Source organism: Collinsella aerofaciens (assembly GCF_015552075.1).
GTDB lineage: Bacteria > Actinomycetota > Coriobacteriia > Coriobacteriales > Coriobacteriaceae > Collinsella > Collinsella aerofaciens_Y.
In genome coordinates this window covers 1-16,164 of the sequence record NZ_JADNDZ010000018.1, presented here as the reverse complement: position 1 = coordinate 16,164, position 16,164 = coordinate 1, and the positions used below count along the sequence as shown (strand labels likewise).

The window sequence follows — 16,164 nt, the reverse complement described above, 5'->3', positions numbered from 1 at the left end:
CTTCAAAGAGATGATTTCGGCCAGGAGGGCATTATGGACCTGACGCTTTGTGGGCAATCCGCCTTTAACTACTACCGCATCTCGCCGCAGGTATTAGGCCTTTACCCCGCCATTAGCCTTGGCAATATGGATCGCAGATGTTGTGGCCTCGGAAGTCATGCAGTTGTAAAAGACCTGCTTCACGCACCACTTCACAGGCTTGTATTCACTCGGGCACAATCCGGGTCGCGAAGCCTGTTTAAATCGCACCTCCTGACCCAAGAACCACCTCCGGGGTCGTTTAGGCAGACTGAACATGGGTTTGATGTCACGTCACCGGAGTTCACGCTGCTCAGCCTTGCCACGCAGGTCTCACGCAACCAGTTACTCATGGCGTGCTACGAGATGTGCGGCTCCTTTGCAGTGTTTAAGCCCTGCGAGCGAACGCAACAACAACTCGATGAAGCTATTTCGCTTAAGTTCATTCCACCCAACTGCGGCTGGGAGCGAGTTAACGACACCAAGGGCAATGACACCAACTTGTGGAAGCGCACGCCGCTTCTTACCGCAACGGATATCGCCGCGTTCGCCAAGCAAGCCGCAGGCCTGCGCGGCGTCAAACAACTGCGCTGGGCGGCCGAGCACATGACGGGGCAGGCCGCCTCGCCCTTCGAAGTACAGACCTCCATGCTTATCTCGCTCCCCCGCGACGAGGGCGGCCAGGGCATCGAGATCGCCAACAACGCGCGCATCCCGCTCAGTGAAGCCGCACGTTCGCTGTATGACAAAACCTGCTGCTACGCCGATATCCTCATCGAAAGCGCCACCGACAGCATGGGCGTCATTCTGGAATGCCAAGGCCGCTCTGCCCACGACAGCGATGCCGCGAGCCTCTCCGATGCCGAGCGCGCCACCGCACTCACAAGCATGGGCTACGACGTCATCCAAATTACCTATGACCAGATCAAGGAGAAGAAGAGCTTCGACCACATAGCCGAGCTCATCCATAAAAAGGCCGGGCTTCCCCACATCCCAAAGACCAAACAGGAACGCATTGCCGAAGATACCTTACGGCAAGAGCTACTTGTCGATTGGGTTGAGCTATTCACTGCCGGGCCGGCCAGCTAGCAGCTAGCAATCAGGGGCAGCGCAGGCACATCGGGCGATTCGACACGGGCGGCAAAACCCGCCTCGGTCAGCTCGATGACCTCGGTAAACGTCGCATCGAAAAACTCCTCGGTTAGCAGGCGATACGGCGGATGATCGGGCTCACCGGGGTTTTCGCGCACGATCTCGTGCATAACGCCAATGGTCTTGAGCACATATTCTTTATGGATGGGATACTGCCCAAAACGTGCCGCAGCGGTATACAGGCGATCGGTCGCACGCGGGATGGAAACAATGCCGAGCGTCTTGCCAAACCAGTCAAAGTCGCCTTGCTTTTTAATGCGGAACTCCTCGCACGGCTTGCCGCCGTGCGCCTCCAGGTACTGATTCACGCGCGTATTCCATACGGTATCGGCCACCAGATGCGACCAGACACCCAGTGTCAAATCGAGCAACGACTGCGCCACGTCATCGGGCGCGAGCGAAAGCTCGCTAGCACCGGGACCGGCAACCGGCTCGGCATCCTTGTAGCGTTGGGGATAATGTACCCGATTGAGTCGCTCGCGCTCCTCGACAATCGAGGTCGCGGCAGCCGGCGTACCAACAGGCGCCCCTTTGAGCAGCGGTGCCACATGGGTATCCCAGAACTCATGCTCACGAGGCTTAGGGATAGGCTCGGGCTTTGCAAAGTGCGTAATGCGGTACGGGATGGGATCGGCGATGCCAGGGACCATATAGCCCACGAAGATATCCGGAACCACGCAGCCAAACAAAAAGGCATTGCGGTCGCGCACGCTATTGGCAAGCGCACCGGTGCGCTCCAGCAAACGCTCCGTCTGAGCGATATGAATGTTCCAGCTTGGCATAGCCACCCCCATAAAAAACCTGGATAACTATACCATCACGGCAAAGCCGCGCGGGCGGCTACGCACGCTCTACGCAGCAACTAGTCCGTAGCACCGCTTTCGGTTCCATACGACGGCGAAGGCGCCTCGATCACATGGTGATATCGATCGATATAGATTGCACGGGCACCCAGGCGTCGCACCAAATCCTGGTGATGTGTGCTCATCAAGACCGTCTTACCCGCCGCGACGTAGGCCAGCAAGAAGTTGACCACAATGTCGCATGAATCCTCGTCGAGCCCATTGGTAGGCTCGTCGAGGACCAAGATATCCGGGTTCATCGACACCACCGCAGCCAGCGCAACGCGCTTCTTTTGCCCGCCCGAAAGCTGATAGGGCGAAGCATCGACCAGGTCGGCAACTTGAAACAGCTCCAGGGCATCGCGCACGCGACGGTCGAGCTCGCCCGCTGGCAGCCCCATTTGAGCCGGACCAAAAGCAACTTCCTCGCCCACCGTAGCGCAGAACAGCTGAGCATCAGCATTTTGAAACACAAAACCTACGCGCTGATGAAAACGCTGAGCGGCCGCGGAATCCTTGAGATACGCTGCGTCAACCACGCGTCCATCAAACAGATACGTGCCAGCATCCGCGAGCTCAAGGCCATTGATGAGCCTCATGATCGTGGTCTTGCCGCAGCCGTTGGGGCCGAGCAGCGCAACGAGCTCCCCGCGGTCCACCTGCAGCGATACGCCGTCGACCACCGTATGACCCGTATAGGAGAACACCACGTCGCGCAGCTCGATGAGCGGCGCGACCTCGGCGCCGCCCGCACCGTTCGTGCCCGCCGCACTATTCATATCGATCGTCAAAACGTCGCCCTTCCCCATTTGCATCCCCAGTCGAAACCAGCAGCGCCTACAGCACGGCGCACAACACTGCCAGCAGCGCCACGCCGGCCGCATAGACCGCATCGCGCCAGCCAAACCCGGCGCGCGCGGGCGCCGGATACACACCGGCAAAGCCGCGGCAAAGCATAGCCTCGTCCATCGCGCGGCTGCATTCCATCGCCTTGATAAACGTCATGCCCATGATACCCGCCAGCGAGTCGGTGCGCGAAAAACCCGCAGGCGCAGAACCGACGCTGCGCAGCATGACCGATTCGCACAGATCGTGCGCCGTGCGTCCCAGCACCTCGATATGCTTGAGCGCCATATCGAAGGTAAAGATGACCTCGTCGGGCAGGTGCAGCATTTTGAGCGCCGCCGACATGCGGCTCCAGGTGAGCGTCCACGAAACACCCAGCACCAGCGACACATTAATAAACGTCTTGAGCGCAATCTTGAGCATGGCGCCCGTAGCGGAAGCACCCAGCAGCAGGGCAGGCAGTGCCAGAACCACCGCGAGCCCCGCAGCGCCAAGCGCCGGCACAAAGGTCGCACGCAGCCCGCGCGCGGGGCGCACCGCGACCAGCACCAACGCGATAGCCGCCATCAGCATCAGGTACAGCGGACTCTGCGTCAGACACACGCACAGGACGCAGACGAACATCCCCACCAGGCGCACCGGAGCCGAAACGCAAGAAAGGGCGCGGTCGATTATCGACCCGCCCTTGTGTGCGCCACCGCCCAGGCGGACCCGCTCAAGCAGGCTCGCCAGGTGCAGGACATTCTTTTGCATCACACGATGCCGAGCCCCCGCGGGCTCGTAACGCTGCTCGACCGCAAGCCAGCTAGGCAGCTCGGCTATTGCCATGAGCACCGCTTTCCTTGACCGTCAGCGAGATCAGACGGAATGCGATGGTGAGCACCGCCACGCCAATCACGCCCGAAAGAATATACATCGCGGCCTGGCCGGCAAAGCCAAGGCCCTGTTCCTCGGAATAGGCCTGCAGGTAATCACCCGTGGGCAGAGCGTCGGCAAAGGTCGGGGTATCGAGGCCGACCGAAGCCTGCAGGCTGTCGTCGCCAGCCTCCTGAACAGCGGTCGCGGCGCCCTCGGCGTCCCACTCACCCCAAGCGTCACCGGTGGCAAGCAAGCCGAGCGGCGTAGCCACGACAAGCACGGCGACCAGAATGAGCGTGGGGATCAGGGAAGTCTTCTTGGCGGTACCATCGGCGGCAAGCTGGCCATCGGCGGCTTCGGGGCCGACGATAATGCCCGGCGCCGTCTTCTTAATGAAACCGTAGATGGCGGCCGTTGCCACGCCCTCGATCACGCCGGCAACCAGCATATGCGGGATCAACATAGCCGGAATAGCCACGGACAGCGGGAAGGGGCAGTACAGCGGCGCGCCCGAGGCGTTGGTGAAGAGCATCGGCTGAATGCCAAACTCGATCGCCGCGCACAGGGCCGCCAGGCACAGACCGACCCAACCGCTCACGATGGCAGAAACCGAGGTGCCCCAGCTCTTGTCGTGCAGACGGCTGTTGAGCGCACGGAACACGATAGCAGCGACAAACGGCAGCACAAAGGCCATGTTAAAGCAGTTGGCGCCAAAGGACAGAACGCCGCCGTCGCCAAACAGCAGCGCCTGCAGCGCAAGTGCAACCGAAACTGCAATGGCAGCAGCCTCGGGGCCCAGCAGCAGCGCGATGAGCGCGCCGCCAACAGCGTGACCAGTGGTGCCGCCGGGCAGCGGCACGTTGAACATCATGAGCAAAAAGGAGAATGCGGCACAAATGCCCAGGAACGCCATGTGCTCGCGATCGAGCGTGGCGCGCACCTTCTTGATGCAGTGGACCCAAACAGGCACCATCGCCACCGCCATGACGGCATCGGTTTGCGGGGACAGATAGTTATCTGGAATGTGCATGTACGCCTCCCGGTTGTCGGCGCACGGAATTGCAACGCCGTCTGAATTACCTTGCCAGTGTTACGTATTGTCGGATTCGTAACACGCCGCGGGCTATCATAGCAAAACGGCGCGCTGCCGACAAAGCAGCACGCCGTTATGTAATGCACGTGTCATATTTGCAGGTTCGACGGTGCCTTTTCCGAAGACCGCGGTCACGCAGGCCCCACAGCAACTGCCGAGGGGTCCTGTGCTCCCAGCGCAAATCCTAGCCGCGGACCTCGCCGTTTACGCCCTCGCACACCTTGGTGACGATCTTCTGGTGCGCCTTCTCGACCTCTTCGCTGGTGAGCGTGTGGTCGTCGGAGCGATACGTAAGCGCGAAGGCCATGGACTTTTTGCCCACGCCCACGCGGACCGGATCGCGATAGACGTCGAACAGACGCACGCCCTCGAGCAGCTTGCCGCCGGCGCTGGTAATGCGGCGCTCAAGATCCTCGCAGGTCACGGAGTTATCGACCACGATAGCCAGATCGTGCTCAACAGCCGGATACTGCGAGAACTCGCGGTAGTTCTCCTGGTTGCGGGCGCCCTTGATCAGCTTGTCCAGATCGAGCTCAAAGGCAACGACGACCTCATCGATGCCCATGGCTTCGCGCGCCTCGGGGTGAATCTCGCCGACCCAGCCCAGCACGGTGCCGCCGGACAGAACCTCAGCGGCGCGACCCGGCTGCAGGAAGGCATAGCCCTCGCCCTCGACGGGACGGAAGCGAACCTTCTCGATGCGCAGCTGGGCGAGCAGCTCCTCGACAATGCCCTTGCCAAAGAAGAAACGCAGCTTGCGGTACTTCATGTTCCAAGACTGCTCGCTCCACTGACCCGAGAGCACGCCCGCCACGGACTTGGTCTCCTTGGGCAGGCTGGCGTTCTCACGACCGTGGAACAGGCTGCCGACCTCGTACAGGTGCACGTTGGGCGTGCCGTGGGCCTCGTTATAGGCCACGGATTGCAGCAGGCCCGGCAGCAGCGAGCGACGCATCTCGGTCTGCTCGGCTACCAGCGGATTCATGAGCACCACGGGGCAGCCGCGGCCCTCGGTGGACATGCCGATCTTCTCCAGGTCGCCCGGAGCGGCAAAGCCAAAAGTCGTGGTCTCATTGAGGCCGCAGGCGCGCAGGATCTCGCCGACCTTGCGGGTGAGCTTCTGCTCGCGGGTCAGGCCGCCGATGTGGTTCTTGGCAGCCGGGATGGTCGCCGTCACGCGGCCCATGCCCCACAGGCGCAGGACCTCCTCGATCAGATCGATCTCGCGCGGCAGGTCGGGGCGGAAGCTCGGCGGGGTGACCATAAAGTCCTCGCCGTCGCGCTCGACGGTGCAGCCCAGGCGAGTGAGCGAACGCTCGATAAACTCGGGCTCGATGTCGGCACCGCTAATGGCGTGCACGCGGGCCAGGCGCAGCTTGATGCTGTCGATGGTCTTGGGCGCGCGGAACACGTCGACGTAGCCGGGAGCGACCTCGCCGCCGGCGATCTCCTCGATCAGCGCGCAGGTAACGTTGGCGACATCCACGCAGCCGGTCTCATCGACCTGGCGCTCAAAACGGATGGAGGCGTCGGAGATCAGCGACAGATCGCGGCTGGTGTGCGAGGTGCGACCGGCGTTGAAGCAGGCACTCTCGACCATCACGTCGACGGTGTCATCCTCGATCTCGGAATCCATGCCGCCCATAACGCCGGCCAGCGCCACGGGACGCTCGCCGTCGGTGATGAGGCCCATGCCGGCGTCGAGCGTGCGCTCCTCGCCGTCGAGGGTCGTGAACTTCTCGTCCTGTTGGGCGGCGCGAACCACCACGCGGCGATGGCCATCGCGTTCGGCAAAGGTATCCAGGTCAAAGGCATGCAGCGGCTGACCGGTGAGCATCATCACGTAGTTGGTGATGTCGACGATGTTGTTGTGCGGGCGCACGCCCAGGGCGTTGAGGCGCTTGACCATCCAGTCGGGCGACGGACCGACCTTGACGTTGCGCACGATGCGGGCGACGTAGCGGTCGCACAGGCCCTCGTCGGCGATCTCGACCGAAAGCTCGTCGTCGGTCGCGCGGCCGGTCTCGGCCTTGATGGCGGGCAGCTCAACGTGGAAATCGCGGTCGAAGATGGCGCCGGTCTCGCGGGCCATGCCGATCATGGACAGGCAGTCGGGACGGTTGGGCGTGATCTCGCAGTCGAGCACGGTGTCGCTCGAGCCCACGTACTCGGCAAACGGCATGCCGCAGGGCGTGTCCTCGGGCAGGATCATGATGCCGGAGTGGTCGCCGCCCAGGCCGAGCTCGCGCGCGGAGCAGTTCATGCCCATGGACACGACGCCGCGAAGCTTGCTCTTCTTGATCTTGACGTCGCCGGGCAGGACAGCGCCAATCATGGCCGTGACGATGTGGTCGCCGGCCTCGAAGTTCTGCGCGCCGCAGACGATCTGCAGCGGAGCGGGGTTGCCGTCGGCGTCGAGATTCTTGTCGCCCACGTCGACCGAGCACACATACATATGGTCGCTATCGGGGTGCGGGGTCTTGGTGAGCACCTTGGCAGTCACCACGTGGTCGAAGGACTCGCCCACGGTGTCGATCGCCTCGACCTCGGTGCCGGTACGGATATATTCGTCCGAAAGGGTCTTGGGATCCTCCGGAATATCGATCATGGTCTTGAGCCAGTCGTAAGAAACACGCATCTAGCTCTCCTTTCATACTGAAAGCCTGCGAAGAGATGCAGGTGGAAACTTCAACTTTGTGAACATTCCTTACAAAGCGAGGGTTGTCCAAGTGCGGCAGATCGGCCCGAAAGAGGAGCGCCGCGTACTTTGGTACGCAAGCGACGAATGAGCGCCGAGGTGCCGTGCTTGGGCAAGCCGCAGCCTAGAACTGATTCAGAAAACGCATATCGCCCGTCATGAGCGTTCTAAGGTCCGGCAAGTCGTAGCGCAGGGCCGCGACGCGCTCGGCGCCAATGCCAAAGGCGAAGCCGGTGTACTTCTCGGGGTCGATGCCGCAGTTAATCAGGACGTTGGGGTCGACCATGCCGCAGCCCAGGATCTCAATCCAGCCGCTGTGCTTGCAGAAGTTGCAGCCCTTGCCGCCGCACACGTGGCAGCTCACGTCCACCTCGCAGCTGGGCTCGGTGAAGGGGAAGAAGTGCGGGCGATAGCGCGTCTTGCGGTCCTCGCCAAACATGCACTTAACAAAGTAGTCGAGCGTGCCCTTAAGGTCGCCAAAGGTGATGCCCTCGTCGACGACCAGGCCCTCGATCTGGTTGAACTGCGGCAGGTGGCAGGCGTCGGCCGTGTCGGGACGGTAGACGGTGCCCGGGCAGATCATGTAGATGGGCGGCTTTTGCGACTCCATGGTGTGGATCTGCACGCCCGAGGTCTGGGTGCGCAGCAGCACGTCGGACTCGCCGTGGGCGTGAGCCTCGGGGTGCGCGACGCTGCCGGGGTTGTTATCGACCACGTAGAAGGTATCGCGGGCCGAGCGGCTCGGGTGATCCATGGGGGCGTTGAGCGCGGTGAAGTTGTAGTAGGAGGTGTCGACCATGGGGCCGGACTCGACGGTGTAGCCGATGCCGCAGAAGATGTCCTCGGCCTCCTCGATGATCTGCTTGATCAGGTGCTGGTGACCGATCTGCGGACGGATACCCGGCAGCGTGATGTCGACGGCCTCGTGCTCGAGTGCGTGCTTGAGGGCGGCGGCCTTCATCTCGGTGGTACGCTCGTCGAGCATGCCCTCGATCAGCTGGCGCATCTCGTTGGCGCGCTTTCCCATCACGGGACGATCCTCGGGGGCGAGCTTGCCCATCATGCGCATCAGGCCGGTGATGCGGCCCTTGCGACCGAGCAGCTCAACGCGTGCAGCCTCGAGCTTGGCGGCGTCATCGGCGCTTGCGACGAGCTCCTTGGCCTCTTCCTCGAGTTTGACCAGATCATCAATCAGACTCATGTCTTCCCTTTCGTCTCTCGCGCTCCCCACTCGCCGGGACGACTGCCGCCGCCTGGCGTTGCGAAAACGCGGCCCGGTTCGGTAACAAAAAACCGTCCTCGGGCATGTGCATTGCCCAAGGACGGTTGAATTCCGCGGTACCACCTTGTTTGACCCGGCGGATGTCTGGCCCGCCGCGCCCACTCTTTGCCCCTTGTCGCGAGGCTCACGGCTTCCCTACTGGGGCTTCGCCGCCGCTGGCCGCGCGCCCGTTGAGGTTGCTGCTCGGGAGTGAACGCTTAGCCCTTGTCACCGCAGGAAGGCTTGCAGCCCATGACCTTCCCTCTCTTGCCGGCGACGCGGCGGGCAAAACCCTCTCCGTCAACGCATTGGGCTATAGGATAACACATTCTGCGTGTGCATCGCCGCGTTCCGTTTTGTTCGCGCTGGGTACAAGGTAAGTAGCTGTGCAAACTGGCCGCGTCGCCGCATGCGACGGGCGACCTGCGAGATTAAGGATACGGTATGGGAAAGAAGCACGATAAGAAGGCCGAGCCCGCAGCGGGCAAGACGCCCAAAGGCATGAAGGTCGATAAGGCCGTCAAAAAATTCCGCAAGCTCGAGGGCAAGCTGTGGACCCGCGAGTACCTGCTCAAGATTGCCGAGTTTGACGGCGCGACCATTGCCCCCGCCAACGGCGCCGCAGCGCGCGCCGACGCCATGGGCACCCTTGCCGGCGAGCATCATAAGCTCCTGACCAGCGAAAAGTCTGTCGAACTTGTGCGCTCGCTGGCACGCGAAACCGTCGCCGGCGGCAAGATCGACGACCCGCAGCTGCTCGACGAGATCCGCGTACTCGGCCGCGACCAGCGCGAAGCGAGCGTCATTCCCACCGAGGAGGCCGAGGCCTGGACCAGGCTCACCTGCGAGGCCGACGCCGTGTGGCACAAGGCCAAGACGGCCAATGACTGGGCGAGCTTTGAGCCCTATGTGGATAGAATCGTCGGCCAGCTTAAGCATCAGGCCGAGCTCATGGACCCCAAGCGCGACCCATACGATGTTTGGCTTGACCAGTACGAGCGCGGCCTTTCCGCCAAGAGCTTCGATGCGTTTTGCGATGAGGTCAAGGCCACCGTCGTGCCGCTCGTGCATGCCATCGGTGAGCGCGGCCAGCAACCCGCTGCCGACTTTTTGCACGCCCATGTGCCCGAGGCTGCCCAGCGCGCCATGAGCTTTGACCTGATGAAGCTTGTGGGCCTGGACCTGGACAACACCACGCTCGCCTTTACCGAGCATCCGTTTAGCGAGGGCTTCTCGGTGGGCGACGCGCGCATCGCCACGCATATCCACGAGGACGATTGCATCTCCAACGTCTACAGCATCATCCACGAGGCCGGCCACGCCATGTACGAGCTGGGCGTGAACCCCGCTTACGCGCGCACCTGTCTTGAGGGCGGAACCTCCATGGGCATCCACGAGAGCCAGAGCCGCTTCTTCGAAAACACCGTTGCTCGCAGCCGCGCCTTTATGGGCCCGCTGCTCGAGGTCTTGCGCCGTCACGCGCCCGAGGTCTACGGCAACGTGGACGAGGACGCGCTCTACCGCGCCGTGAACATTGCGCAGCCGTCGCTGATCCGCACCGAAGCCGACGAGCTCACCTATCCGCTGCACGTTATGGTGCGCTACGAGATCGAGCGCATGCTGTTTGCCGGCGAGGCCACGGCCAAGGATATCCCCGCGCTTTGGAACCGCTTTATGGACGAGTACCTGGGCATTCCGGTTCCCGACGACACGCGCGGCTGCCTGCAGGATACGCACTGGAGCGGCGGCTCGTTTGGTTACTTCCCCACCTATGCGCTGGGCAGTGCCTACGACGCCATGTTTGTGCCAGCCATGTGCCGCGACGGCGTCGACCTTACCGGCGCCTGCGCGAGCGGCGACCTGGCACCCGTCCGCGCGTGGCTGGGCGAGCACATTTGGCAGTGGGGCCGCGCCAAGGACGCTCCGGAGCTCATCAAGGGCGCCTGCGGCATGACGTTCGACGCCCGCTACTACTGCAGCTACCTGCAGGACAAGTTCACCACGCTCTACGAGCTGTAGGACATAACCGACACACCAACGCAAAGGGGGGCGCCGCAGAACCAATCCGCGGCGCCCCCTTTCTCCACCTAGTCCGTTAACGTCAATGTTTTGGCACCGTCGAGCCGTTACGCGGTTTGGTAAAACCGCGTAACTACAAGGCCTCCAAGGCACCCGCGATGCGCTTCATGGCGGCGTCAGCGGCTGCTTGGTCGGGTGCCTCTGCCAGCACGCGGATCACCGACTCGGTTCCGCTCTTGCGCACGAGCACGCGGCCCTCGCCCGCCAGCGATGCCTCGGCCTCGGCGATGGCGTTCTGCACGCCCATGCTATCCAGCGCGGCATCCTTATCGGCCACGCGCACGGCCACCTGCGCCTGCGGCAGCAGCTTGCACGGAGCCGTGAGCTGCGAGAGCGTCTCGCGCTCGGCACGAATCACTTCCATCACGCGCAGTGAGGTCATAATGCCGTCGCCCGTGCGCTCGATATCGCCAAAGATCGTATGGCCCGTCTGCTCGCCACCCAGGCTGTAGCCGCCCTCTCGCATCTTGGCATACACGTGACGGTCGCCCACGCCGCTGGTCACGGCGCTCAGGCCGGCAAGCTCCAGCGACTTGACCAGGCCAAAGTTGCTGGCAATCGTCGGCACCACGGTACCGCCCGAGAGTCGCCCGTGCTTGTTCAGATACACGCCGCACACGTACAGGATCTGGTCGCCGTCTACCACGCGACCGCGCTCATCCACGGCCAGGCAGCGGTCGGCATCGCCGTCGTAGGCAAAGCCCACGTCCAGGCCCTGCTCCACCACATGGCGCTGCAGACGCTCCATATGCGTGGAGCCGCAGTCGACGTTGATGTTAAAACCATCGGGCGCGGCGTTGATCACGCGCACGTCGGCGCCCAGCGCGTCAAACACCGGCTTGGCCACCGAGGACGCCGAGCCGTTGGCGCAGTCCAGGCCGATCTTGACACCCTGCAACGAAAAGTTGGCGCTTGCAATGAGCGAGGCGATGTAGCGGTTGCGGCCCTGCATGTAGTCCACCGTGGCGCCGATGTGGTTGCCCGTGGCCAGCGGCACCTCGCTCTTACCATCGATGTAGTCCTCGATGAGCTCCAGCACGTCCTCGTCCATCTTAAAGCCGTCGCTGTTGACGAGCTTGATGCCGTTATCGCAAAACGGGTTGTGGCTCGCGCTGATCATGATGCCGCAGTCGAAGCAGCCCTCGACCGTCTGATGCGCCACGCCCGGCGTCGGGATTACGTGCAGCATGTAGGCGTCCGCGCCGCTCGCGACCAAGCCGCTCACCAGCGCCGCCTCGAACATATAGCTCGAACGACGCGTGTCCTTGCCCACGATCACGCGCGCCTTAGCACTGCGATTGGCGCCGTAATACCAACCCACAAAACGGCCGATCTTATAGGCGTGCTCCACCGTCAGCCCAACGTTGGCCTCACCGCGAAAGCCGTCGGTGCCAAAGTACTTCATGCGCTCTCCTTATAAAAATGGGGCGAACAGATTATCTGTCCGCCCCAAAATGGTACTCGATTATCTGGACTACCAGAAAAACCCTACGCCGACGCGCTGTCGCGAGCCGCCTGGCACGTGGGGGTCTGGCGCAGCGTAAGCGGCTTATCCCCCGCCTCGGCCGACGTGGTCAGCGTATAGGTGATCGTCGTCGTCTCGCCCGCATGCAGGTCAACGGTTCCCGAATAGAAGGGAATGCCATGCCACGTGGCAGCGCCAAGCCCAAACTGGGTGCCCTCGACGGTAAGGTCCGAAATGTTGCCACCCGTCGGGGCGAACAGCGAGACATTCAGGCGCTCGTCATCACGCGCGGCATCGGGTGCGCTCGCCGCAACGTAGTCGGGCAGCTTGCCGGCCTCTTCCTGCGTCATGATGTTCGTCAGGGTGACGGTGATGCGATAGGAGCACGTGCCGTCGCCATTCTTGACGCCCTGGCCAATCTGCGTATCGGCGTTGAGGTACCAATCGAGCTTGGAGAAGCTCAGGTTGTTAAAGTAGACACCGGCAACGGGATCCTCGCTCGGGTCGTCCGGATCGGGCAGCGAGGCGTCGATGTTCATTTCCTTGATAGCGTTCTGCTCGTCGTCGTTTTTCATCCACGCGATCAGGCGGCCCTCTTCGGCACCACGCTCAACGGCGCTGACGAGCTTCGTAACATCGACATCGCCGATACCGCCAAGAATCTTGTCGAAGGCAGCGCTGGCGACGGATGCAAAGATGCCGTCCGACTCCTCGACCGGATAGTTCCAGTACACATCGTGCATGAGGACCTTTGCGGCGTTGGTGCCGTCGACAACCGTTCCGTCGGGCAGCGAGACATTACCGACCAGGCCCAGCAGATACTGCAGGAACACCGGGTCGATACCGATGACGCCATCAACGTCCTGTCCATACTGGGACTTCCACAGCGCGGCGACACGCTGCGAGTTGCGGGGCCAATCAGGCGAATAGGTATTGCCCGAGTTGTACAGGTTACTGTGGTTGCCGAACAGCGCCTCATCCTCTTCGTCGACGCTCTCGACTGCCTCATCCTCACTGAGTCCAATGCGGGGAACAAACTCGCCAATCGACATCTGGCCGTCAGTGACCGAAATCAGGCCCTGCGAACCGCCAAAGCCGCCGCAAGCACGAATCTCGACGTTGTTCATGGCGTACACAAGGTAGTTGCGCGTCTGGCCGTTGGCGCCGAGCATCTGGGGAAGGACGGGGGCGACCTTTTCCGCCGCGTCAACCGCGCCGTTGAGGGTGGCAAAGCCGTCCTTGGCCTTATCGACCAGCTCGGTCACCTGGGAAATATGAGTATCGCCAATGCCCTGGACCTTCTCGTTGGCGCTCTTGAACACCTTCGAGCTGCTGGAAAGCGAATCGGCGACCGCCTGTAGCGCGGACACGTTAATCATGCCGTCCTGGAACAGCTTGCCGGGCGTGGCCTGCGAGAGGTTATCGGCCATGGGAACCAGCGCGTTGCTCGAGACATCGGACAGGGCATCAATCATGGCGCGGGCTGCGTTGATGTCGCTGCCATACACCGGGATAAACGAAGCCGCCGTCCACAGCGGGCTCGAGGTCTCCGCCTTCATGCTGTTGCAGAGCTCATCGATCTTCTTCGCGTCGTCAGGCAGCGTCGAAAAATCGCCCGACGTGACCTTGTCCTTAAGGCCACCGACGATCTCGACAGCCTCCTTCGCTTCGCTCTTTACGGTCTTTGCCGAGTTAAGCAGCATGAAGCCGCTTGCGCCAAGCGCAACGAGAAGCACCGCGACTACAGCGGCAATAATGGCGCCGGTGTGACGCTTTTTGCGCTCGTCCTTGCGATGGCGATGACGGACCAGGCCGTCAGAGGTCGAACTCGACGAAGCGTCGCTACCGTAGTTCAAGCCAAAATCGTAATAATCTTCCTTGGAACCCGAGCCCGCAAACTCGGCACCGCTATCATCCAGGCGGGCGAACGTGCCAGTCTCGGAGGCGCCGGTGTAGATCGTGCCAAGGTTACCCGTAAGCCCCGCGCCACCAGCAGAGGGAGTATTGTTGTCGGCCTTGCCGGCATTAACGTTGCCGGCGGCATTCGCGGCGTTGGCAGCACCTGCGTTGTTCGCGGGTACCGAAGGAGCCCCACTCGGCTGCGACGTGGAGGTTGCACCGCCCGCAAAGACATTCCCTCTTGCACGGCCGGTCTTTTTTGCCTTTTGTGACTGCTCGTACAGAGCGGTAAACATCGCCGTCTCGCCCGGGGACACGCGCTTACCGGAACCGCCCTGTCCAGCGCCGCCCGGCGTGCCGGCCTTACCAGCCCCGTTCGGACGCGGCGGAACTGCAGGACGGCCGCTATCGCTGCCCTTAAAGTGATTACCAGCCATAAAGAAATCCTCGCAATTGAGTCGCAATGAAAAAGTCCATAACGTTACTAGTTTATGGCATTTTGAGCATCGACAGCTAAACTCCAGACACGGACATCAATTGGCGAAAATGCGGCACAACACCTTTTCTGTCTTGGCGGAAGCGCCAGCTACACCGTGAGGAACATCATCACGATGATCATGGCAAAGCCGATAAGGTCGGTCGGCAAAAACACCGTCCCCAGCATAACGGCGCTGGTGATGGTCGCCGAAACCGGCTCCACAGTTCCGATGAGGCTCGCGCGCACTGAGCCGATGTCCTTAACGCCCTGCATATAAAGCATGTAAGCAAAAAACGAGCCGATAACCACGAACACCGCGAGCGCCTCGATGCCGGCAGCGTCGAGCGCCGGCATATGCGCCCAGGGCTGCACGAAGGCACATGAGACCACGCCCGCCGTAAGCATTGCCGAACCCGTGACGATGGGGCTGCCGTATTCGGGCAGGATCTTGGCGGGAATCACCGCCATACACGCGGCGCTGACCGCACACATAAGACCTGCTGCCAGGCCAAGCGGCGAGATATTCAGGCTGGTGGGGTCGCCGCCGGTGGAGATTAAAAAGGTTCCGCCCAGAGCCAAGCCAATGCCGATGACTTCGCGAGTACGCGGCATGCGGCGATCGGTTACGCAGGTGTAGCCCATGATGATAACGAGCTGCAGGCACTGGAGCACCGTCGCGGTTCCGGCGTTCGTCAGGCGCACGGCCGAAAGATAGCAGAACTGGTTGAACAGCAGGCCAAAAGCGGTAAAAAGCAGCAGTTGTCTGCGGTCGGCGGGCGTGGTCCAGAGTTTAACCAGACGCTCGCGATCGCGCGTGACCACCACGGCCATAAAGAGCAGACCGGCGAGAATCTGGCGCACACTCATAAGCCACAGGGTATCAACGTGATAGGTATCGAACAGGAAGCTCGCGCTGGTACCCGAAAAACCCCAAAACGAACCACCCACCAGCGTGGCCAGAACGCCCGTAATCATCTTGCGCGTCGACGCACTGTTCAGGCGGTCGCGCCATGCACGGCGGGTACTGCGGCTGAGCTCGTCAGTGCCCTCGGGCACATCAATGTTCGATATATCGGTCATCGGCACCGAAGCCCCTGCGCCTTCGACCTGCTCGACACGCTCTTTGCTCATTCCACTCCCCCGAAACAGTCTGGAAGCAATTCGGCTTACCTTACCACGGCAAAGGCACCAGCTGGAGGCTTGTCCGTTTATCGGTAGGACAATTCCGCAGACGTCTTTCCATAGCTCGATACCGCAATGGGCTTGCATTATGCAACAGCCAAATCGCGGCAGCAGGCTCTTTTGAAATGGATATGACAAAGCCCCCGAATTCCACAATGTAAGCGATTTTTAAAAATGTTCTTGCCACCGAGTTCAGGCTCCGTTATATTATCCCTTGCGCGCTTGCGCACCCTTGATCGGGCGTTTAGCTCAGGGGGAGAGCGCTTCCCTGACACGGAAGAGGTCAGAAGTTC

Annotated in this window: 11 protein-coding genes; 2 read left to right on the top strand and 9 right to left on the bottom strand. The window is 61.8% G+C overall.

What is annotated here, in order from left to right; translation table 11 throughout:
- The first annotated feature begins 33 nt into the window (after positions 1-33).
- Positions 34-1,107: a hypothetical protein gene (locus I2D41_RS01255; protein WP_195363280.1), complete on the top strand. Its 1,074-nt coding sequence runs from the start codon at positions 34-36 to the stop codon at positions 1,105-1,107.
- Here the strand turns inward: I2D41_RS01255 and I2D41_RS01250 are convergent.
- From I2D41_RS01250 to pheS, 6 genes are all read right to left on the bottom strand, one after another.
- The gene (locus tag I2D41_RS01250) at positions 1,104-1,952 is read right to left on the bottom strand and encodes a hypothetical protein (RefSeq protein ID WP_229042035.1); all 849 of its coding nucleotides are present in this window, start codon (positions 1,950-1,952) and stop codon (positions 1,104-1,106) included. The two genes, I2D41_RS01255 and I2D41_RS01250, sit on opposite strands and share 4 nt — an antisense overlap.
- A gap of 80 nt (positions 1,953-2,032) precedes the next feature.
- Complete coding sequence (locus I2D41_RS01245) at positions 2,033-2,803, bottom strand: energy-coupling factor ABC transporter ATP-binding protein (protein WP_229042034.1); 771 nt, start codon at positions 2,801-2,803, stop codon at positions 2,033-2,035.
- Between the two features lie 46 nt (positions 2,804-2,849).
- Positions 2,850-3,686 carry an energy-coupling factor transporter transmembrane component T family protein gene (locus tag I2D41_RS01240; RefSeq protein ID WP_195363278.1) on the bottom strand — a complete coding sequence of 279 codons (837 nt, stop codon included), beginning with the start codon at positions 3,684-3,686 and terminating at the stop codon, positions 2,850-2,852.
- On the bottom strand, positions 3,664-4,746 hold the full coding sequence (gene cbiM / locus I2D41_RS01235; protein WP_195363277.1) for a cobalt transporter CbiM: 1,083 nt from the start codon (positions 4,744-4,746) through the stop codon (positions 3,664-3,666). The genes I2D41_RS01240 and cbiM overlap by 23 nt, the downstream gene beginning before the upstream one ends.
- Before the next feature lie 247 nt (positions 4,747-4,993).
- A complete protein-coding gene (gene pheT / locus I2D41_RS01230; RefSeq protein WP_195363276.1) occupies positions 4,994-7,447 on the bottom strand; it encodes a phenylalanine--tRNA ligase subunit beta in 2,454 nt (817 codons plus the stop codon).
- Positions 7,448-7,631: 184 nt separating this feature from the next.
- Positions 7,632-8,708: a phenylalanine--tRNA ligase subunit alpha gene (gene pheS, locus I2D41_RS01225; RefSeq protein WP_195363275.1), complete on the bottom strand. Its 1,077-nt coding sequence runs from the start codon at positions 8,706-8,708 to the stop codon at positions 7,632-7,634.
- A gap of 504 nt (positions 8,709-9,212) precedes the next feature.
- Here pheS and I2D41_RS01220 point away from each other — a divergent pair.
- A complete protein-coding gene (locus tag I2D41_RS01220) occupies positions 9,213-10,787 on the top strand; it encodes a carboxypeptidase M32 (RefSeq protein ID WP_195363274.1) in 1,575 nt (524 codons plus the stop codon).
- Between the two features lie 133 nt (positions 10,788-10,920).
- On the opposite strand, the gene glmM is transcribed toward I2D41_RS01220, so the two are convergent.
- From glmM to I2D41_RS01205, 3 genes are all read right to left on the bottom strand, one after another.
- Positions 10,921-12,252 (bottom strand): phosphoglucosamine mutase, encoded by a 1,332-nt coding sequence (gene glmM / locus I2D41_RS01215; RefSeq protein WP_195363273.1) that lies wholly within the window; start codon positions 12,250-12,252, stop codon positions 10,921-10,923.
- An 83-nt stretch (positions 12,253-12,335) separates the two neighbouring features.
- On the bottom strand, positions 12,336-14,648 hold the full coding sequence (locus tag I2D41_RS01210; protein WP_195363272.1) for a DUF4012 domain-containing protein: 2,313 nt from the start codon (positions 14,646-14,648) through the stop codon (positions 12,336-12,338).
- Between the two features lie 149 nt (positions 14,649-14,797).
- Positions 14,798-15,820 carry a DMT family transporter gene (locus tag I2D41_RS01205; protein ID WP_195363271.1) on the bottom strand — a complete coding sequence of 341 codons (1,023 nt, stop codon included), beginning with the start codon at positions 15,818-15,820 and terminating at the stop codon, positions 14,798-14,800.
- Positions 15,821-16,164: the final 344 nt, after the last annotated feature.